The organism is Pseudomonas sp. FYR_2, from assembly GCF_043106425.1.
GTDB classification, from domain to species: domain Bacteria; phylum Pseudomonadota; class Gammaproteobacteria; order Pseudomonadales; family Pseudomonadaceae; genus Aquipseudomonas; species Aquipseudomonas monteilii.
Window position 1 is genome coordinate 39,238 of sequence record NZ_JBICMM010000045.1, and the last position, 19,855, is coordinate 59,092.

15 protein-coding genes and 2 pseudogenes are annotated in these 19,855 nt (G+C 63.6%); 13 read left to right on the forward strand and 4 right to left on the reverse strand.

The genetic code is table 11. The features are described 5' to 3' along the window. Nucleotides 1-65 precede the first annotated feature (65 nt). The 4 genes from ACF8R4_RS19155 to ACF8R4_RS19170 all read right to left on the reverse strand — a co-directional run bounded on the left by ACF8R4_RS19155 (nt 66) and on the right by ACF8R4_RS19170 (nt 5,080). Entirely contained in the window at nt 66-1,520 is a 1,455-nt protein-coding gene (locus ACF8R4_RS19155; RefSeq protein ID WP_392493209.1) for an amidase, read from the reverse strand. Further along, complete coding sequence (locus ACF8R4_RS19160; protein WP_392493211.1) at nt 1,517-2,827, reverse strand: citrate-proton symporter; 1,311 nt, start codon at nt 2,825-2,827, stop codon at nt 1,517-1,519. Before ACF8R4_RS19160 ends, ACF8R4_RS19155 begins: the two co-directional genes overlap by 4 nt. Before the next feature lie 82 nt (nt 2,828-2,909). Continuing rightward, nucleotides 2,910-4,085 carry a M20 aminoacylase family protein gene (locus ACF8R4_RS19165; RefSeq protein WP_060499323.1) on the reverse strand — a complete coding sequence of 392 codons (1,176 nt, stop codon included), beginning with the start codon at nt 4,083-4,085 and terminating at the stop codon, nt 2,910-2,912. Between the two features lie 182 nt (nt 4,086-4,267). Beyond that, on the reverse strand, nt 4,268-5,080 hold the full coding sequence (locus ACF8R4_RS19170; RefSeq protein ID WP_104834764.1) for an RHS repeat-associated core domain-containing protein: 813 nt from the start codon (nt 5,078-5,080) through the stop codon (nt 4,268-4,270). A 160-nt stretch (nt 5,081-5,240) separates the two neighbouring features. On the opposite strand from ACF8R4_RS19170, the gene ACF8R4_RS19175 reads away from it, so the two are divergent. The 13 genes and pseudogenes from ACF8R4_RS19175 (at nt 5,241) to ACF8R4_RS19235 (ending at nt 19,852) form a co-directional block, all read left to right on the forward strand. Then, the gene (locus ACF8R4_RS19175; RefSeq protein WP_164524516.1) at nt 5,241-7,757 is read left to right on the forward strand and encodes an excinuclease ABC subunit UvrA; all 2,517 of its coding nucleotides are present in this window, start codon (nt 5,241-5,243) and stop codon (nt 7,755-7,757) included. A gap of 85 nt (nt 7,758-7,842) precedes the next feature. Further along, nucleotides 7,843-7,904 (forward strand): annotated as a pseudogene (locus tag ACF8R4_RS19180) (RNA polymerase subunit sigma); the annotation flags it as partial. 31 nt (nt 7,905-7,935) lie between these two features. After that, a pseudogene (locus tag ACF8R4_RS19185) lies at nt 7,936-8,209 on the forward strand (TonB-dependent siderophore receptor); the annotation flags it as partial. A gap of 71 nt (nt 8,210-8,280) precedes the next feature. Then, entirely contained in the window at nt 8,281-9,930 is a 1,650-nt protein-coding gene (locus ACF8R4_RS19190; RefSeq protein WP_060499320.1) for an MFS transporter, read from the forward strand. After that, nucleotides 9,927-11,060 (forward strand): HlyD family secretion protein, encoded by a 1,134-nt coding sequence (locus ACF8R4_RS19195; protein ID WP_392493213.1) that lies wholly within the window; start codon nt 9,927-9,929, stop codon nt 11,058-11,060. The genes ACF8R4_RS19190 and ACF8R4_RS19195 overlap by 4 nt, the downstream gene beginning before the upstream one ends. A gap of 91 nt (nt 11,061-11,151) precedes the next feature. Then, nucleotides 11,152-11,745 carry a hypothetical protein gene (locus ACF8R4_RS19200; protein WP_164524515.1) on the forward strand — a complete coding sequence of 198 codons (594 nt, stop codon included), beginning with the start codon at nt 11,152-11,154 and terminating at the stop codon, nt 11,743-11,745. 369 nt (nt 11,746-12,114) lie between these two features. Continuing rightward, complete coding sequence (locus ACF8R4_RS19205) at nt 12,115-13,413, forward strand: MFS transporter (RefSeq protein WP_060499317.1); 1,299 nt, start codon at nt 12,115-12,117, stop codon at nt 13,411-13,413. Between the two features lie 110 nt (nt 13,414-13,523). Next, the gene (locus ACF8R4_RS19210; RefSeq protein ID WP_060499316.1) at nt 13,524-13,844 is read left to right on the forward strand and encodes a hypothetical protein; all 321 of its coding nucleotides are present in this window, start codon (nt 13,524-13,526) and stop codon (nt 13,842-13,844) included. Nucleotides 13,845-14,419: 575 nt separating this feature from the next. Then, nucleotides 14,420-15,481 carry a 3-deoxy-7-phosphoheptulonate synthase gene (locus ACF8R4_RS19215; protein WP_392493216.1) on the forward strand — a complete coding sequence of 354 codons (1,062 nt, stop codon included), beginning with the start codon at nt 14,420-14,422 and terminating at the stop codon, nt 15,479-15,481. A gap of 79 nt (nt 15,482-15,560) precedes the next feature. Continuing rightward, nucleotides 15,561-15,842: a peptidylprolyl isomerase gene (locus tag ACF8R4_RS19220; RefSeq protein ID WP_054884552.1), complete on the forward strand. Its 282-nt coding sequence runs from the start codon at nt 15,561-15,563 to the stop codon at nt 15,840-15,842. Between the two features lie 139 nt (nt 15,843-15,981). Next, nucleotides 15,982-17,781 carry an extracellular solute-binding protein gene (locus ACF8R4_RS19225; protein ID WP_060499423.1) on the forward strand — a complete coding sequence of 600 codons (1,800 nt, stop codon included), beginning with the start codon at nt 15,982-15,984 and terminating at the stop codon, nt 17,779-17,781. Next, nucleotides 17,778-18,836: a microcin C ABC transporter permease YejB gene (locus tag ACF8R4_RS19230; RefSeq protein ID WP_060499314.1), complete on the forward strand. Its 1,059-nt coding sequence runs from the start codon at nt 17,778-17,780 to the stop codon at nt 18,834-18,836. Before ACF8R4_RS19225 ends, ACF8R4_RS19230 begins: the two co-directional genes overlap by 4 nt. Then, nucleotides 18,836-19,852: an ABC transporter permease gene (locus tag ACF8R4_RS19235; RefSeq protein ID WP_392493219.1), complete on the forward strand. Its 1,017-nt coding sequence runs from the start codon at nt 18,836-18,838 to the stop codon at nt 19,850-19,852. Before ACF8R4_RS19230 ends, ACF8R4_RS19235 begins: the two co-directional genes overlap by 1 nt. Nucleotides 19,853-19,855: the final 3 nt, after the last annotated feature.

Below are 19,855 nucleotides of genomic sequence, written 5' to 3' on the forward strand. Positions count from 1 at the left end.
TTTGACCTCCTTGTTGGGGGATGGTCAGCATAGCCAGCAAGATCCGCGCCTGCTCGCTGCTTTCATCAAACCTGCAGGCACTGGGGTGGGCAACGCTCCACCCACCGGGTGAGCTGTTCATGGGCATACGCCAACTGCAACACGGCATGGTCAGCCTGGGCCGGGCCTATGATTTGCAGGCCCATGGGCAACCCGGCCGCACTGAACCCGACCGGTACGCTGATGCTCGGCAAGCCGGCCAGGGTCGGCCCGATCACCACCTCCATCCAGCGGTGGTAGGTGTCCATCGCCCGCCCCCCAACCACCGTTGGCCATGGCTGGCGTGCATCGAAAGGGAACACCTGGGCCGATGGCAACAGCAGGAAATCGTAACGTTCGAACAGATGGGCCAACGCACGGTACCAGTCGCTACGGTCCAGCGAAGCCTGGTACAGCGCTGCCGCACTCAGTTGCAAGCCCCCTTCCACTTCCCACTGTGCCTCAGGCTTGAGCCGTGCGCGCTTGACCGGGTCGGCATAGGCCGCCCCGAGGTTGCCGTGCACCAGGAAGTGGCGATGGGTCAGCCAGCATTGCCACAACCGCGCGGGGTCGAATGCCGGCTGGCAAGCCTCCACCCGGCAGCCCAGTTCGGCAAAATCGGCCAGCGCCGACTCGCACAGGCTCATCACCCCGTCATCCATGGGCAGGTAGCCGTTGTAATCACCCAGCCAGCCGACCCGCACGCCCCGGAAATCACGCTGCAAACCAGCAGCAAAGTCACGCCGACCTTCACTCAGCGACAGCGGTGCCCGTGCGTCAACGCCAGCCTGTATCGACAGCAACCGCGCCACGTCAACCACGCTACGGCCCATGGGCCCCTCGGTGGCCAGCTGCTGCACGAACAGTTCGGGCGCCGGCCCATGGGGCACTCGGCCCTGTGAGGGGCGCAGGCCGAACACATTGTTGAACGCCGCCGGGTTGCGCAGCGAGCCCATCATGTCGCTCCCGTCGGCGACCGGCAGCAGGCGCATGGCCAGCGCCGCTGCCGCCCCGCCACTGCTGCCACCGGCCACACGCTGCGGGTCGTAGGCATTGGTGGTGGTACCGAACAGGGTGTTGTAGGTTTGCGAGCCGAGGCCGAACTCGGGCACGTTGCTCTTGCCCACGATCAGCGCCCCGCTCGCCCGCACCCGCGCAACACTGATCGCGTCCTGCTCAGGGACCTGTTCGGCAAACAAGGGGGAGCCAAGGGTGGTGCGCAGCCCGGCAGTGGCTGCCAGGTCCTTGATCGCCTGCGGCATGCCATGCATCCAGCCCCGCGAATGGCCACGGACCAGTTCACGGTCACGCTCATCGGCCTCGGCCAGCAGCGCTTCGGCCGGGCGCAGTGACACCAGCGCATTGACTACAGGGTTGCAGCGTTCGATGTGCAGCAGGTAGGCCTGCATCACGTCCCGACACGACACCTGGCGGGCATGGATGGCCTGGGACAATGCCTCGGCATCGAGGGCTACGATGGGGTCGATGGCTAGCGGCTTCACGGTTTTACTCCAAGGTTGAAGGCGGCAGGCTTGGCCAACCGAGGTGCTTCTTTCAGGCAGTAGGTACCCAGCAGCGTCAGCAGGCAGGCGAACAGCACATAAAACGAAGGCGCCACCGGGGTGCCGAGCACCTTGCTCAGCCAGGTCACGATCAACGGGGCAAAGCCGCCGAACACCATCACAGCCACGTTATAGGCCACCGACACACCGGTGGAGCGCACCTCAACCGGGAACTGCTCGGCCAATGCAGTGGGTGCCGGGCCGAAGAAGCCGCCGATGGCGGTGCACAGCAGCAGTTGCATGATCAGCAGGCGCTCCACGGACGGCGCGGCGGCCACCCACACATAAAGTGGGTAGACCATCACGAAGAACGCCAGCGTGAAGGCCATCAACACCGGGCGCCTCCCCAGCCGGTCAGACAGCGCGCCAGACAACGGAATCACCACGGTCATCAGCCCCACGGCCAGAATCTGCACCAGCAGCACCTGGTCCAGCGGCAGCCCGAGGTTCTTGTGGGCGAAGGTCGGCATGTTCACCAGCACCACGTAGAACGACACCGTCGCGCCACAGGCCAGGCCCATCGACACCAGCAGGCTGCGCCGGTGCTCACGCAACACCTGCCACAGGCTGGGCGACTGGCCCTTGGCCTGGCGGCGCGCTTCGACGAACTCTTCGGGCTCTTCCATGTGCTTGCGAATCCACAGCCCCACCGGGCCGATCAGCAGGCCGAGCACGAACGGAATGCGCCAACCCCAGCTGTCCAGTGCCTCAGGCGAACACAGGTGCGTCACCAGGGCGACCATCGCCGCCCCGGAAAACACCGCCAGGCATTGCCCCACCAGTTGCCACGAGCCATACAGCCCCTTGCGGTGGGCCGGCGCGCTTTCTACCAGAAACGCTGTCGCGCTGGCGTATTCGCCACCGGTAGCAAAGCCCTGCAGCATGCGGGCCACCACGATCAGCATCGGTGCGGCCATGCCTATGGCCAGGTAATCGGGGGCAAAAGCGATCATGGCGATCGACACGGTCATCAGCCGGATGATCATCTGCATGGCCGCCTTCCGGCCCTTGCGATCGGAATACATGCCCAGCAACACGCCACCCACCGGGCGCATGAAAAAGCCGACGCCGAAGGTAGCCAGGGCCATCAGCAGCGAGGCGTACTCATCGTCGGACGGGAAAAACTGCCGGGCAATGATGCTGGCCAGAAAGCCATACACGATAAAGTCATACCACTCCAGGGCATTGCCGATAACGGCAGCGACCACCTGCCGGGTACGCGACACGCCAGTGCTCGAAGTCTGCATAGGGGAACACTCCACACAATGATTGGGTGATCACCCGGGCGCGGTCGCACCCGGGTTCCAGCGGCAGTCGTAAATGGGAAGGTCAGGCGGGCGCGAGCCAGCGCTCTGCCAGCGCGCCCCAGTAGGCGGCGCCGGTCAGCAGGATGTCGTCGTTGAAGTCGTAGGCCGGGTTGTGCACCATCGGCCGCGATACCCCATTGCCGATGAACAGGTAAGCGCCCGGGCAACGTTGCAGCATCCAGGCGAAGTCTTCGCTGCCCATCAGCTTGCGGGTGTTGGCATCCACCGCCTCGGCACCCAGCAGTTCCACCCCGACCTGCGTGGCGAAGGCGTTCTCTGCGCCATGGTTGACCAGCACCGGGTAAGCCGGACGGTGTTCGATGCTGGCACTGCAGCCAAAGCTTTCGGCCTGGCTGACAATGATCGCCCGCACCCGTTCCAGGGTCTGTGCCCGCACCTCGGCGTTCAGCGCGCGCAGGCTAAGCCGCAGCAGGGCCTGCTGCGGGATCACGTTGGCCGCTTCACCGGCCTGCAGGGCACCCACCGTGACAACAGCCGCTTCCTGCGCATCGATATTGCGCGCCACCACGGTTTGCAGCGCCATCACCACACTGGCTGCCGCCACCAGCGGATCGACGGTCAGGTGTGGCATCGAGCCATGGCCGCCAACCCCGTCGAGGGTCACCGTCAGCAAGTCTTGCGAGGCCATCATCGGGCCCTCGCGAAAGCCCAGGTGCCCGGCTGGCAGGCCCGGCATGTTGTGCATGCCGAACAGTGCATCGCAAGGGAAGTGCTCCAGCAAGCCGTCGGCCAGCATCGCCTCGGCGCCGCCCTGGCCCTCCTCGGCCGGCTGGAAGATCAGCGTCAGCGTGCCGTCGAACTGCCGGGTCGCCGCCAGGTAGCGCGCGGCGCCGAGCAGCATGGTGGTGTGACCGTCATGGCCGCAGGCGTGCATGCAACCCTGGTGCTGGCTGCTGTACGTCGCACCCGTGGCCTCGTGGATGGGCAGCGCGTCCATGTCGGCGCGCAGGCCCAGACGGCGTGGGCTGCTGCCATTGCGTAGCACGCCGACCACGCCAGTCTTGCCGATGCCGGTGTGCACCTCATAGCCCCACGCATCAAGCAACCGGGCGACCAGCGCCGACGTGCGGTTTTCTTCAAAACCCAGTTCCGGGTGAGCGTGGATATCGTGACGGATCGCGTGCAGCTCGCTTGCCACATCGTCAAGCCAGGCCAGGATGTGCTGATGTCGGGACATGTAGAGTCTCCTCGCGCGGGTGGTTTCCCGTTCTTGTTGTTCGCCTTGAGGTCACGACGGCAGAGGCAGGTCGTGCTTGCGAACAGATAAGCGCGAGGAGCGATGAAGCACAATCAAATCTGGTTTCACAGCGTGGAACCGAAAGCGCCGATCAGGGCTGCCATTGCTTGCAACGGCAAGCACTACTTCATGGCGGGGAAGCGAACTAATAATACTTGTTCAGGCAAGGGTTCGAGGACGGCCGATTCCTGGCCACGTAATCGGTTCCAGCCGGTGGCTTCCTTGATGGACTCCAATACCAACTTGCCCAGTGGCAATCTGTTCGATCTGGCTTCCTGATAAGTCGATCTGACATCGTTGAACAGCTGCCTCAGCTTGCCCACTCCTGCGAGAGAGCTTGCGGCTATTCCGGCCCCGGTCATCAGTTCAGCCCCCACTGACTCAAAGGGCGCTGAAAAAGAAAACACTGCACTGGGTGCCTTGACGACGGTACCCGCCAGGCCGCCGACAAATATCATTGCATTATTGGTACGGCTTGAATTGTTGAACTCCTTCGGTATTGGCGTTCCGTTGGCCTTGGCAATTGAACGTTTGACGATTGCTTTGGATGCCTTGTTCAGTGAAGACAACATACCCACCGTTCCCCAGACAAGTCCTGTTGCTTGCCCGACTACCCGTGTGGGCGAATGACCATCACGGTCGACCTTGTTAACCGGGTCCCCCGTACAGTAGGCATAGGCATTAAGCCCACCACGACCAAACGGGCTGAATACATCCGGGCTGTGAAAACGCATTGTCCCGGTTTGATAGGCACGCTTGCCGTTGCCAAGTAAATAACCCTGCGGCAGAAGCGCGCCAGCCTCTCCGGCAAAGGCCAACAACGGGCAGCCCTTGCCCCCCTGATAGCCATAGGGTGTATAGGGCCGCAGCAGAACGTTATTACTTGTGTGCACGGAGGCCTGTTGGTCAATGGCCAATAAATATGAAGCTCGCATGTTTTTCAGTTCCTGTTAGTGTTACTTGCCCCTTCACACTAACCCCACCATCCTTAATCAATAACTCGCAGAATTGCTGAGCGGAAACATTACCCACACACGATGGCTGCAATAGCTGTTACCTTGGGCGCACTGTTCCGAAACAGCCAAGGACTGCGTCATGCCCCCACGCCCAACCACCCCAAACGGCTTCGTCCGTGTGCGGGGCGCCCGCGAGCACAACCTGAAGAACATTGATGTCGATATCCCCCGCGATGCGCTGGTGGTGTTTACCGGCGTATCTGGCTCAGGCAAATCGTCACTGGCCTTCTCCACGTTGTACGCCGAAGCCCAGCGCCGCTACTTCGAATCAGTGGCGCCCTATGCCCGGCGCCTGATCGACCAGGTTGGCGTGCCAGACGTAGATGCGATCGAAGGCCTGCCTCCAGCCGTGGCCCTGCAGCAGCAACGTGGCACACCCAGTGCGCGTTCCTCGGTGGGCAGCGTGACCACCTTGTCCAGCTCGATCCGCATGCTCTACTCACGCGCCGGCCACTACCCGGCCGGGCAAGCGATGCTGTATGCCGAAGACTTTTCGCCAAACACGCCCCAGGGCGCGTGCCCGGAGTGCCATGGCATGGGCCGGGTCTTCGAGGTGACCGAAGCGACCATGGTCCCCGACCCGTCACTGACCATTCGCGAACGCGCGGTGGCCGCGTGGCCGATGGCCTGGCAGGGGCAGAACCAGCGCGACATTCTGGTAACGCTGGGCTATGACGTCGATATCCCTTGGCGCGACTTGCCCCAGGCGCAACGCGACTGGATCCTGTTCACCGAAGAAACGCCTACCGCGCCGGTGTATGCCGGCCTGACGCCCGCGCAGACCCGCGCCGCACTCAAGCGCAAGCAGGAGCCTAGTTACCAAGGCACGTTCATGGGTGCCCGGCGTTACGTGCTGCATACCTTCATGCACTCGCAGAGCGCACAGATGCGTAAACGCGTGGCCCAGTACATGCGCCCCAGCCCTTGCCCGCTGTGCCAGGGTAAGCGCTTGAAGCGCGAGGCGCTGGGCGTGACCTTTGCCGGCCTGGATATCGCCGAACTGTCGCACTTGTCACTGCAGGCGTTGGCCGAGGTGTTCCGCAAAGTGGCGGCAGCTGACTACCTGGCCCACCCGCAAGACGACCTGACCCTGGAAAAGCGCCTGGCGGCACAGCGCATCGCCAAGGAGTTGCTGGAGCGCATCGACACGCTGCTCGACCTTGGCCTCGGTTACCTGGCCCTGGAACGCAGCACCCCCACCTTGTCCTCGGGTGAGCTGCAACGCTTGCGCCTGGCCACCCAGCTCAACTCACAGCTGTTCGGTGTGATCTACGTGCTCGACGAGCCCTCGGCCGGCTTGCACCCGGCCGACAGCGAAGCGTTGTTCGACGCCCTGCAACGCCTGAAACACGCGGGCAACTCGGTGTACGTGGTGGAGCACGACCTGGACACCATGCGCCGCGCCGACTGGCTGGTGGATGTAGGGCCGGCTGCCGGCGAGCAGGGTGGCACCATCCTCTACAGCGGGCCGCCCGCAGGCCTGGCCGAGGTCGAGCCATCATGCACCCGCACCTACCTGTTCAATGCCCAGTCCCGGGCCACACACACGCCACGCCAGGCCCGAGACTGGCTCACACTTGAAGGCATTACCCGCAACAACCTCAACAACCTCAGCGCCGCCTTCCCGCTGGGCTGCTTTACCGCCGTTACGGGCATTTCCGGCTCGGGCAAGTCCAGCCTGGTCAGCCAGGCCCTGTTGGAGCTGGTCGGTGCGCACCTGGGCCATGCCGAGCAACGCAGCGAGCCCGAAGAACCAAACCTGGAGGACGCGCCTGAGCAGACCGGCAGTGGGCATGTCAGCGCTGGGCTGGACGGCATCAAGCGCCTGGTACAGGTCGACCAGAAGCCGATCGGTCGAACGCCTCGCTCCAACCTGGCCACCTACACCGGCCTGTTCGACCACGTGCGCAAGCTGTTCGCGGCCACTGAGCAGGCCAAGGCACAGGGCTTCGACGCAGGGCGCTTCTCCTTCAACGTTGCCAAGGGGCGCTGCGCCAATTGTGAAGGCGAAGGCTTCGTCAGCGTTGAGCTGCTGTTCATGCCCAGTGTCTACGCCCCCTGCCCGACCTGCCATGGCGCCCGCTACAACCCTGAAACCCTGGCGGTAAGCTGGCAAGGCATGAACATTGCCCAAGTGCTGCAGCTGACTGTCGAGCAGGCCCTGCAGGTCTTTGCCGAACAGCCACCGGCGCGGCGTTGCCTGCAAGTGTTGCAGGACATCGGCCTGGGCTACCTTCGCCTGGGCCAGCCGGCTACCGAACTGTCCGGTGGTGAAGCGCAACGGATCAAACTGGCGACCGAGCTGCAACGCACGGCCCGCGGGGCAACGCTGTATGTGCTGGACGAGCCCACCAACGGCTTGCACCCGCAAGACATCGATCGGTTGCTGGTGCAACTGAACCGCCTGGTCGACGGCGGGCACAGCGTGGTGGTGGTCGAACATGACATGCGTGTGGTAGCGCAAAGCGACTGGGTGATCGATATCGGGCCGGGTGCCGGCGATGCCGGGGGCAAGGTGGTGGTGAGTGGCACGCCGCAGGTGGTGGCTGGGTGTGCGGCAAGCCGCACAGCGGCGTTTTTGGCCGAGGCCTTGTAAAAGCGCGCATTGCCAGGTTCCAGGCAGGGCCACAGATTGCGATCAATTCTTGATTGCACCCCTCTCCCGGAACCTCGCGCCTGCCATGCCGCCCGCCGACCTACCCTCAACCTGCAGGTCCAGACGCTGTACACCGAGCACCACGGCTGACTGCAGGGTTGGCTAGGGCAGTTGCAGTAGGGCACCGCTGACCGTGGGCGTAAGCCGGCAATCGATCAGCGTCGACAGCTGGGCGACCGGCACCGGTGCGCGCAACACGCCTTACGACGAATCCATCACTCCCCCGGTGTATGGCCTGGTGATCAAGCCCTGCGAACATGTGTCGTTCGCAGCAGGACACCTTCAACATGGACGGCGAACAGGTCAACAAGGGGGTGGGGGTGGAGCTGAATGTGTTCGGTGAGCCGGTGGACGGCCTGCGGCTGCTGACCGGTGCGATGTTCATGCACACGATCTCAATGCCACCACAAAAACCAAGGCATGCACCTAGCAGCAGCAACCGCCGCTCAAGTACAGTCTGCCCATGGACAAGTACGCCCCACGCCAGTGGCTCCCCCACGAAAAACCCAGCCTGCCGGGCTCCCCCTCCACGCCCCTGCATTCGCCAGCCAAGCGCCTGGCCTACGGTGTGGTCGGCCTGCTGGTCGCAATCACCGGTGGCCTTGGCAACGCGTTGGTCACCGCCAACCTGGTGTTCCTGCAAGGCGCCTTGGGCGCGACCACGGCAGAAATGGCCTGGCTGCCTGCCGCCTACGTCATGACCAACGTGTCCATCAACCTGCTGCTGGTGAAGTTTCGCCAACAATTCGGCCTGCGTGCCTTCACCGAGGTGTTCCTGGTGCTGTACGCCCTGGTCACCTTCGCCCACCTGCTGGTCAACGACCTCAACTCGGCCATCGCGGTACGCGCGGCCCACGGCATGGTCGGTGCCGCGCTCAGCTCGCTGGGGCTGTATTACATGATCCAGGCGTTCCCGGCGCAATGGCGGCTCAAGGCAATGGTGCTGGGCCTGGGCGCCTCGCAGCTGGCACTGCCGCTGGCACGCATCTTTTCCGAAGACCTGCTGCAAATCGCCGAATGGCGTGGCCTGTACCTGTTCGAGCTGGGCCTGGCGCTGGCCGCGCTGGGTTGCGTGTTGATGCTCAAGTTGCCACCCGGTGACCGTTTCAAGACCTTCGAGCCCCTGGACTTCCTCACCTTCACCCTGATCGCCAGTGGCACAGCCCTGCTTTGCGCCGTGCTGTCGCTGGGGCGCATCGACTGGTGGCTGGAGGCGCCGTGGATCGGCGTGGCGCTGGCGGCCTCGATCGGCCTGCTCTTCAGCGGCCTGGCCATCGAGCACAACCGGCAGAACCCGTTGTTGATGACCCATTGGCTGGGCAGCGGTGCAGTCATTCGCCTGGCGCTGTGCGTGGTGTTGATCCGCATGGTCACGTCCGAACAGTCCACGGGCGCAGTCGGCTTTTTGCAGGCGCTGAACATGGGCAGCGAGCAAATGCGCACGCTGTACTGGATCATGCTGCTGGGTGCCTTGGCAGGCCTGGCCAGCAGCGCTCTCACCATCAACCCCAACCACTTGGTGATTCCGCTGTTCGTCTCGTTGCTGGCCATGGCTGCCGGCGCCTTCATGGACAGCAGCTCCAGCAACCTCACGCGCCCGGCACAAATGTACTTCAGCCAGTTTCTGCTGGCCTTTGGCAGCACCTTCTTTCTCGGCCCGTCGATGGCCTTGGGCATCAGCCATGTGCGCGCCAACCCACGCAACCTGGTGAGCTTTTCGGTACTGTTCGGCATCTGCAACAACCTCGGTGGCCTGATTGGCGCGGCGTTGCTGGGCACCTTCCAGACCTGGCGGGAAAAATTCCATTCCAGTCACCTGATGGACCGCCTCAGCTACCTCGAACCCTTGGTCAATGCGCGTGTGCAGAGCGGCGGCAGCGGTTACGGCGGCATCATCGCCGACCCGGCCCTGCGTAGCGAAGCCGGCATGCGCCTGCTGGCCAGCGCCGCCACCCGCGAGGCGAACATCATGGCCTACAACGACGTGTTCGTGCTGATTGGCGGTATCGCTATCCTGACAATGATCTGGATCTGCATCCGTAGCACCTGGCTCTGGTACACAAAACGCCAGGCCGCCCTCACCGACTCCACCCCCGGCGCGCCCAACCGATGACCGACGACACCCGCACCACGACCACCACCGCCATCGCCGAAACCCCGGAAGGTGCCACACCACCCAGCGAGCCTACCAGCCCGGTACGTTCGCGGCGGGTACGCATCCTCTCGTCAATCAGTTTCGCCTGTGTGGCCCTGGCCGGCATCCTGCTGGTGCTGTATGCCTGGCGCCTGCCACCGTTCGGCAGCGCCATCGAAAGTACCGAAAATGCGCTGGTACGCGGCCAGGTGACCATCATCGGCCCACAACTGAGTGGCTACATTGTCGACGTGCCGGTGCACGACTTCCAGTTCGTCAAGGCCGGTGACCTCCTGGTGCAACTGGACGACCGCATCTACAAACAGCGCCTGGCACAGGCCATTGCCCAACTGCAGCAACAACAGGCAGCACTGGCCAACAACCTGCAGCAGCGCAACAGTGCCGAAGCCACCATCGCCCAGCGCCAGGCGGCCATCGGCGATGCGATGGCCCAGGCGATCAAGGCCAAAGCCGACCTGAGCCGCAACCAGGCGCTGGTCAACGACGGCTCGGTGTCGCGGCGCGACCTGGACCTGGCCCGTGCCAGCGAAGCGGCAGCGGTCGCCAGCCTGGCCCAGGCCAAGGCAGCGCTGGAAATCGCCCACCAGGACCGTGAAACGGTGGTGGTCAACCGGGCCGCGCTGGAAGCATCGGTGGAGAATGCCAAGGCGGCCGTGGAACTGGCGCGCATCGACCTCGACAATACCCGCGTCACCGCCCCGCGCGACGGCCAGCTGGGGCAGATCGGCACACGCCTGGGGGCTTATGTGAATTCTGGCGCGCAGCTGATGGCGCTGGTACCCGACACCTTGTGGGTCATCGCCAACATGAAGGAAACCCAGATGGCCAATGTACGCATCGGCCAGCCGGCGACGTTCACCGTGGATGCCCTGAACCACCTGAAGTTGCAAGGGCATGTACAGCAGATATCGCCAGCCACCGGCTCGGAGTTCGCCCTGCTGCAGGCGGACAATGCCACCGGCAACTTCGTCAAGATTGCCCAGCGAATTCCAGTGCGCATTACTGTGGATGCCGGCCAGGACGACGCCAGGCGACTGCGCCCAGGCATGTCGGTGGTCGTCAGTATCGATACCCGAGGTGAGCCATAGCGATGCCGTCTTGCCACGATTGCGCCGCTCTAACCCGTGGGTCTAATCTTCAGCCATCGGTTTTATCTTCGCCATTCAAGGACGTTTCACCATGTACAGGAAGATCATGCCGCTGGCGCTGCTGGCAACCCTGACAGGTTGCTCCGACAGCAGTGACACCCCCGAGGCCGGTTTCAGGAAAGCCGCCCAGGCCTACCTCGACACCCAGTATCCGCACTGCTTCGTCATCAGCTCATTTCCCACCAAGACCCAGGACTTCGACCTGCACGGCACCAACAAGGCGCTGCATGCCTTGGCCAGGGTGGGCGTGGTCAGTGAGAAGGAAATCTCGCGCACCGAGGTGCCTGCCCGGCTGTGGCAACCGGCACGTACGGACATCTACTATGCCTACGCGCTTACCGACGAAGGCCGCAAGTATTACAAGGCGGACCACGGCCTGTGCTTTGGCAAGGCGCAGGTAACAGCGATCGAACAGTTCAGCGCGCCAAGCGAAGCCACGGGACAGAAGACATCGAATGTGACCTATGCCTACACGATTACCGGGCTACCGGCATGGGCCGGTGATGAACAGGTCAAAGCCAGCATTGCCGAACTGGGCAAGGCTGTGGCCAGTCATGATGCGCCGCTCAAAGATACCCGGGCCATGGTGCTGACCCATCAGGGATGGCAACTGCGGGACAGGTAGTGGCTTGCCGGGTTTGCCCTGCAGCACTGGCTTGTCTGCCACAGACACATTCATGTCGCCCACAGACTGCGGCGTCTCGTCGCATACCACTGCCCCTTGGGCAAAACTGCGCAAGCCCGTAGAATCGCGCCTCCTTTTCGCCCGTCGCCTTGAACGGTGGCAACCGGCAGCAATGACAGAGTCCGTGCCTGAACACATGAACGCACATGTGAAATAGGCTCAACCCTCCCCGCGCGGCCCATTTCCCAAAGGGCCCAGCGGTTGAGTCTTGCCCAGGTCGCATCCGTGTAGCCACTCGCCCCTTGCCGGGTCGGGCCGGTGTGCGCGTCCGAGAAGGCGCTCATTCCGCTCATCCAACTAGAGGTACGTATGTCTCCGCGTTTGCTGGCCATGGCGCTGGCGCCCCTGCTCGGGTTGTTCATCATTGCCCTGGGCAACGGCTTCATGTCTTCCCTGACCACCCTGCGCCTGGGCGCTGCCGGTGAATCAGCCACCACCATCGGTATTGTCTCGTCGACCTACTTCATCGGCCTGACCCTGGGTGCAATCTTCAACGACCGGCTGATCTTGCGCATCGGCCATATCCGCGCCTACACCAGCTTCGCTTCGCTGATAGCCGCGACCATCCTGCTGCAAGGGTTGTTCTACGACGTCACCTGGTGGTCTGTGCTGCGCCTGATCAACGGCTGGGCAGCGGTCGGCGTGTTCCTGGTGATCGAAAGCTGGCTGCTGCTGGCCGGCGACGCCAAGATCCGCGGCCGCCTGCTTGCGCTGTACATGATCGCCTTCTACGGCGCCGGGGTAATCGCCCAGGCCGGCCTTGGCGAAATCACGCAGCTGGGTGACACCGCCCCCTTCATGCTGGCTGGCGTGCTGGCTTCACTTTCGGTGCTGCCCATCGTGATCTTGCCGCGGGTATCGCCCCTGCTGGACCAGGTCGAACCGCTCAAACCCCGCCAGCTGCTGGGTGTGGCACCGTCGGGCCTGGTGGGCTGCTTCGGCTCGGGCGTGGCCATTGCCGGGATCTATTCCCTGCTGCCGCTGTATTTGCAACGCATCGGCCTGGAGGTGGGTGAGGTCGGTAACATGATGGCTTGGGTGATCCTCGGCGCCATGCTGCTGCAATACCCGGTCGGGCGCTGGTCCGACCGCAAGGACCGCCAGGATGTGCTGATCGCCCTGGCCGCGCTGTGTGTGGTGCTGTCACTGGTCACGGTGTTCCTGCCGTCGGACTCGTTCCTGCTGCCAGCCATGCTCTTCCTGCTGGGGGGCGGCGTGTTCACGCTGTACCCGGTGGCGGTCAGCCACGCCGCCGACCGGGCACCGTCCGATGCGCTGGTACCGATGATTCAGGGCCTGCTGCTGATCAACTCGCTGGGCTCCGCCATGGCGCCGGTCGCCATGTCGCCGATGATGACCGAATTTGGCGAGGCCGGCCTGTTCTGGGCCTTTGCCGTGGTCAACCTGGGCATGGTGTGCTTCTTCATGTGGCGCCGTGGCAAACGCCCGGCGGCGGAGCACCCGGCGCCGTTTACGGCTTCGACCACGTTCTCGCCAACCGGCGCCGAACTGCGCGTGACCGAAGACCTGATGCACGCCGCGCAGGAGCATCCGCCGCTGGAGCCGGTAGAAAACCCGGCACCAGCACAGCGCTCGGAATATCATTGATCCCAGGGGCCGCTTTGCGGCCCCTGAAGTTACCGCTCGTCGCCCAAAGCGCACCCCGCTCCCCGCACTTGGCCAAACGAATGACAGACCATCCGCAAAGGAGACTTTCCATGATCCGCATTCGTCCGCTCTCCCTGTACCTCGCGCTGGCCCTGGCCAGCCTCACCGGCACCGCCTTCGCTGCCACCAACACCGATACACACACCAACACCGACGGTCGCCCACAGACCGATCAGTCTGGCGGCAAGACGGCGGGTGAGGGCAGCAGCGTCAACAGCCCCGGCAGTGGTAAAAGCAACGACAGCAGCGACACCGGCAGCAACACCGATGCCGCCGACGGCGCGAGCGGTGGCTCCAATAGCACCGGCGAGGCGACCGGCTCCGGTGCGGGGCACACCGGAGGCACTGCAGAGGACCAAGACAGCCACTAGCTCGGGCGTTATGGCCATTGAACCAACCAGTACAAAAACTAATGATTACCCCAATAGCATTTATCCATTGAATGGCCCGAACGAACTGAAGTAAGCTCGGGCTCATTCACTGGAGAGCAACATGCCGAAACACACCCGCAACCACGCCAACCACACCGGTCGCACCCTGCGCCCTGTGCTGGCCGTTGCTGGCTGCGTGGCACTTGCCAGCTATTACTTTGGGTATTGGTTTAGCCACTAGGCGCCGATACCCACACGGCGCCCACCTTCGAGGGGCCGCCGAACATGAGAATACTCAAACCCCCGGTCGGCTCCCCGACCGGGGGTTTTGCTTTTCAGGCCTTTGAACAACACCGATTCACATTGAGGACAGATTCATGAACTACGCCACTTATTACTACGCAAACACCTATGCCTGGCGATTTAGCCAATCCCGTTCGGGCCAGCCTGCCGCCTCCGACCGGTCTTCCACAGGTGGCAATGCAGCAGCCAATACGAATTCAACGATCTGTCGAACACCTCGATAGGGCCGACCACGCGGGCCAGAACCCGCCGTCCGCCCAGGGAAAAACGCCATGCAAGCTTCCAGCCTCGCCCTGCCCCTGACCCAGCCGCAAGCAGCCAACACCACCGTCAGCAAGCGCCTGCCCAGCCCGCACCTGCTCAAGCAGCAAATGCCGCTGTCCAGCGAACTCACCCAGCAAGTCCATGCCCACCGCCAGGCCATCCGCGACATCCTCGAAGGCCGCGATCCGCGCCTGTTGGTGATTGTCGGCCCCTGCTCGATCCACGACCCTCGCTCAGCCCTGGAATACGCCGACCGCCTCGCCGCTCTCAGCCGTGAAGTCAGCAACAAGCTGCTGCTGGTGATGCGCGCCTACGTCGAAAAACCGCGCACTACCGTGGGCTGGAAAGGCCTCGCTTACGACCCGCACCTCGATGGCAGTGACGACATGCACTCGGGCATCGCGTTGTCCCGTGGGTTGATGCTGAGCATCATCGAACGCGGCCTGCCGATCGCCACCGAGCTGCTGCAACCGATGGCCGCCGGCTACTTCGACGACCTGCTGGCCTGGGCCGCAATTGGCGCACGCACCACCGAATCGCAGATTCACCGGGAAATGGTCAGTGGCCTGGAGCTGCCAGTCGGCTTCAAGAACGGCACCGACGGCGGCATCGCCATCGCCAGCGACGCCATGCGCAGCGCCGCCCACCCGCACCGCCACTTCGGCATGGATGCGCAGGGCCACCCGGCGATCATCGAAACCCTGGGCAACCCGGACACGCACCTGGTACTGCGCGGTGGCCACAAAGGCCCCAACTACGATGCCAACAGCATCGCCATGGCCCGTCAGGCACTGGCCAAGGTTGGATTGCACGCAAGCATCATGGTCGATTGCAGCCACGCCAACAGCGGCAAGGACCCGGCGCGTCAGCCCGCCGTGTTCAACGATGTGCTGGCGCAGCGCCTGGCCGGCGATCGCTCGATCATCGGCGTGATGATCGAAGGGCACCTGTTCGATGGCTGTCAGGCGCTGGGCAAGGGCGCACTGAAATACGGCGTGTCGATCACCGACGGCTGCCTGGGCTGGGCCTCGACCGAAACCCTGTTGCGCGAAGCGGCACAAAAACTGTAAGGCGAAGCTTGCAAGCCTGGCGAGACATACCCCAAGCAAGTGCGCTAGGCTTGCCTTTTTACCCCAAGGAGCAGTACCCATGGCCCGTGCAACCGCCCGCCACATCTTGGTCGCCACCGAAGATAAGTGCAACGAACTCAAAGCCCAGATCGAAGCAGGCGCCGACTTCGCTGAAATCGCCAAAGCCAACTCCACCTGCCCGTCCAGCCGTCAGGGCGGTGACCTGGGCTCGTTCGGCCCAGGCCAGATGGTCAAGGAATTCGACACCGTGGTGTTCAGCGCACCGGTCAACACCGTGCAAGGCCCGGTGAAAACCCAGTTCGGCTACCACCTGCTGGAAGTGACCAGCCGCCAGGACTAAGTCCTCGCAGCCGATGAAAGTCCGTGTGGGAGCGGGCTTGCCCGCGAATAGGCCAGACCAGACAACCTCGTTGCCTGGGCCGACGCATTCGCGGGCACGCCCGCTCCTACAGGGTTTGTGGGGCCTGTTCTTGCTTTGTCTGGCTTTCAATACCCAAGCCGCCCCCACCCACGCACTCACCGTCTACGGTGAAGCCCCCCGCTACAACGCCAGCTTCCAGCACTTCGACTACGTCAACCCCAACGCCCCCAAGGGCGGCATCCTGCGCCGCTCGGCCATCGAGATCGGCCAGTTCGACCACATTCTGCCATACATCGACAAAGGCATTGGCGTCAGCGAAGTGGATGGCCTGTTGTATGCGCCACTGGCCGTGCGCTCCTTCGATGAACCCTATACCGTCTATGGCCTGATCGCCCATAGTATGGAGCGCGGCCCCGACGATGCCTGGCTGCGTTTCAATATCGACCCGCGTGCCACCTTCGCCGATGGCAAACCGGTGCGCGCCGACGATGTACGTTTCACCTTCGAGCTGTTGATGAACAAAGGCAGCCTCAAGTACCGCACCCAGTTCGCCGAGGTCACTGGCGTGACCGTGGAAAACCCGCACAGCGTGCGCTTCGACTTCAAGCCCGGGCACGGTCGCACCCTGGCCCTGGACCTCGCCAGCCTGCCGGTACTGCCCGAACACGACTGGCAGCAACGCGACTTCGCCAACGGTGCCGGCTTTGACAAGCCAGTCGGCAGCGGCCCTTACCGCATCGGGCGCATCGACAACGGCCGCAGCATCACCTTCGAACGCGACCCCACCTGGTGGGCGCGCGACCTCCCCGCCAGCCGTGGCCGCTACAATTTCGACACGCTGCGCATCGAGTACTTCGGCGATACCGAGGTGGCCCGGCAGGTGCTCAAAGGCGGGGGTTACGACTACAACCGCGAGTTCTCCGCCACCGCTTACACCCTGGGTTACAACGGCGCGCAACTGGAGGATGGTCGCCTGCAACGCGCCCACCTTGGCCCGGCCAAACCGCAAGTAGCCCAAGGCTTCGTGTTCAACCTCGACCAGCCGCAGTTCAAGGACCGCCGGGTGCGCCAGGCGCTGGGCATGTTGTGGGACTACGAGTGGAGCAACCGGCAGATGATGCGCAATATGTACATCCGCCAACAAAGCGTGTTCTCCAACACCCCGCTGGCGGCCCGCAAGCTGCCGGATGCCGGCGAGCTGAAGCTGCTTGAGCCGTTGCGCGGCAACGTACCGGAAGAAGTGTTCACCACCGTGTTCAGCGCCCCGGTCACCGACGGGTCCGGGATCATCCGCAAACAACAGTTGCAGGCCCTGGCCCTGCTTGAACAAGCCGGTTGGCACCCCGAAGGCGACCGCCTGGTGAACAGCGACGGCACACCATTGGCCTTCACCTTCCTCAACGGCCAGTCGGGCATGGAGCGCCTGCTACTGCCTTGGAAGCGCAACCTGGCCCAGATAGGCGTCACCCTGAACATCCGCAATGTCGACCCTGCCCAGTACGTCAACCGGCTGATGGCGCGTGACTACGACATGATCGTCACCGGCTACCCGGTTACCCTGTCGCCGGGTGCCGAGTTGTACAACTACTTTGGTTCGGCAGCCGCCCACGACCCCGGCTCGAACAACCTGATGGTGCTGCAAGACCCGGCCGTGGACCGCCTGATCGATGGCCTGGTGCGTGCCGACACCCAGGCCGACATGCTGCAGCACGCACGCGCCCTGGACCGAGTGCTGCAATGGAACTACTACTGGATCCCCAACTACTACCCGCCAGGTAGCTCCACCGCCTGGTGGAACCGCTTTGGCCTGCCCAAGGTCCAGGCGGCCTATGACGAAGGCCTGGACACCTGGTGGGAGATAAGCCCCACCCCGCTGACCAACGCGCAAATGGCTGAACGCCAGAAGGCCTTGCCATGACCACCTACATCCTGCGCCGTCTGTTGTTGATCATCCCGACCTTGCTGGCGATCCTGCTGGTCAACTTCGCCATCGTCCAGGCTGCGCCGGGTGGCCCGGTAGAACAGGCCGTGGCGCGCCTGCAAGGGCTTGGCGGCGGCGCACCCGGCGCACGGGCCGAAGTGGTGCACGGTGACTCCCGCGCCACACGAGGCCTGGACCCGAAACTGATCGAGGCGATCAAGCGCCAGTACGGTTTCGACAAGTCCGCCCCCGAGCGCCTGTGGCTGATGCTGGGCCAGTATGCCCGGCTGGACTTCGGCAACAGTTTCTTCCGCGGCACCACGGTCACGGACCTGATCCTGGACAAGTTGCCGGTGACCCTTTCGCTGGGTTTCTGGGCCACGCTGATCACCTATCTGGTGTCGATCCCGCTGGGCATTCGCAAGGCGGTGCGCCACGGCAGCCGCTTCGATGCCTGGAGCAGCGCGCTGATCGTGGTCGGCTATGCCCTGCCCTCGTTCCTTTTCGCCCTGCTGCTGATCGTGCTGTTCGCCGGTGGTACCTCGCTCAACTGGTTTCCGGTGCGCGGCCTGGTTTCGGATAACTTCGATGAACTCAGCCTGCTGGGCAAGGTTGCCGACTACTTCTGGCACCTGGTGCTGCCCGTCGGCGCCTTGGTGATTGGCGGTTTCGCGACCCTCACGTTGCTGACCAAAAACGCCTTCCTCGACGAGATTTCCCGCCAATACGTGGTCACCGCCCGGGCCAAAGGCCTGAGTGAACGCCGGGTGCTGTATGGCCATGTACTGCGCAATGCCATGCTGCTGGTGGTAGCGGGGTTGCCGCAGGCACTGATAACGGTGTTCTTCGCTGGATCCTTGCTGATCGAAGTGATCTTTTCGCTCGATGGCCTGGGCCGCATGAGCTATGACGCAGCGGTGTCGCGGGATTACCCGGTCGTGTTCGGCACGCTGTTCATCTTCACCCTGGCGGGCCTGTTGATCCGCCTGATCGGGGACCTGTCGTACACGTTGCTCGACCCTCGCATCGACTTCGATACGAGGGCGCACTGATGCTTTCCCCCGTCTCGCGCCGTCGCCTGCAACGCTTTCGCCGCAACCGCCTGGGCTGGGTCTCGCTGTGGCTGTTCGCCGGCCTAATGCTGTTGAGCATGTGCGCAGAGCTGGTGGCCAACGACAAACCACTGCTGCTGGGCTACAAGGGCGAGCTGTACATGCCGGCACTCAAGCGCTACACCGAGCAGCAGTTTGGTGGCCATTTGCCGTTCCAGCCCGATTACCGCAGTGCGTATGTGCGCCAACTGATCGCGGAACAAGGCGGCTGGATGCTGTTCGCGCCCATCCCGTTCAGCGCCGACACCCCCAACTACGACCTGCAAGTCCCCACCCCCAGCCCGCCAAGTGCAAGCAACTGGCTGGGCACCGACGACCAAGGGCGCGATGTGCTGGCGCGGGTACTGTACGGCACGCGGGTATCGCTGCTGTTCGCGTTTGCCCTGACCGTCGTCAGCGTGCTCATTGGCGTGATAGCCGGCGCGTTGCAGGGCTACCACGGCGGTTGGGTCGACCTGCTCGGCCAGCGCCTGCTGGAGGTGTGGTCAGGCTTGCCGGTGCTGTACCTGCTGATCATCCTCAGCGGCTTTGTCGAACCGGATTTCTGGTGGTTGCTGGGGATCATGGCGCTGTTCTCCTGGCTGACGCTGGTCGATGTGGTACGGGCCGAGTTTCTGCGTGGACGAAACCTGGAGTATGTAAAGGCAGCCCGGGCGCTGGGCCTGCCGGACAGCCAGGTGATGCTGCGGCACATCCTGCCCAATGCCATGAACGCAACCCTGACCTATGTGCCGTTCATGCTGACCGGGGCGATCACCACCCTGACTGCGCTGGATTTTCTCGGGTTCGGCATGCCGGCCGGGAGTGCTTCGCTGGGAGAGCTGGTGACCCAGGGCAAACAGCACCTGGAGGCGCCGTGGCTGGGCTTTACCGCGTTTTTCGCGCTGGCGGTGATCTTGTCGTTGCTGGTGTTTATCGGGGACGCCTTGCGTGAGGCGTTCGATCCCCGAGGATAAGTT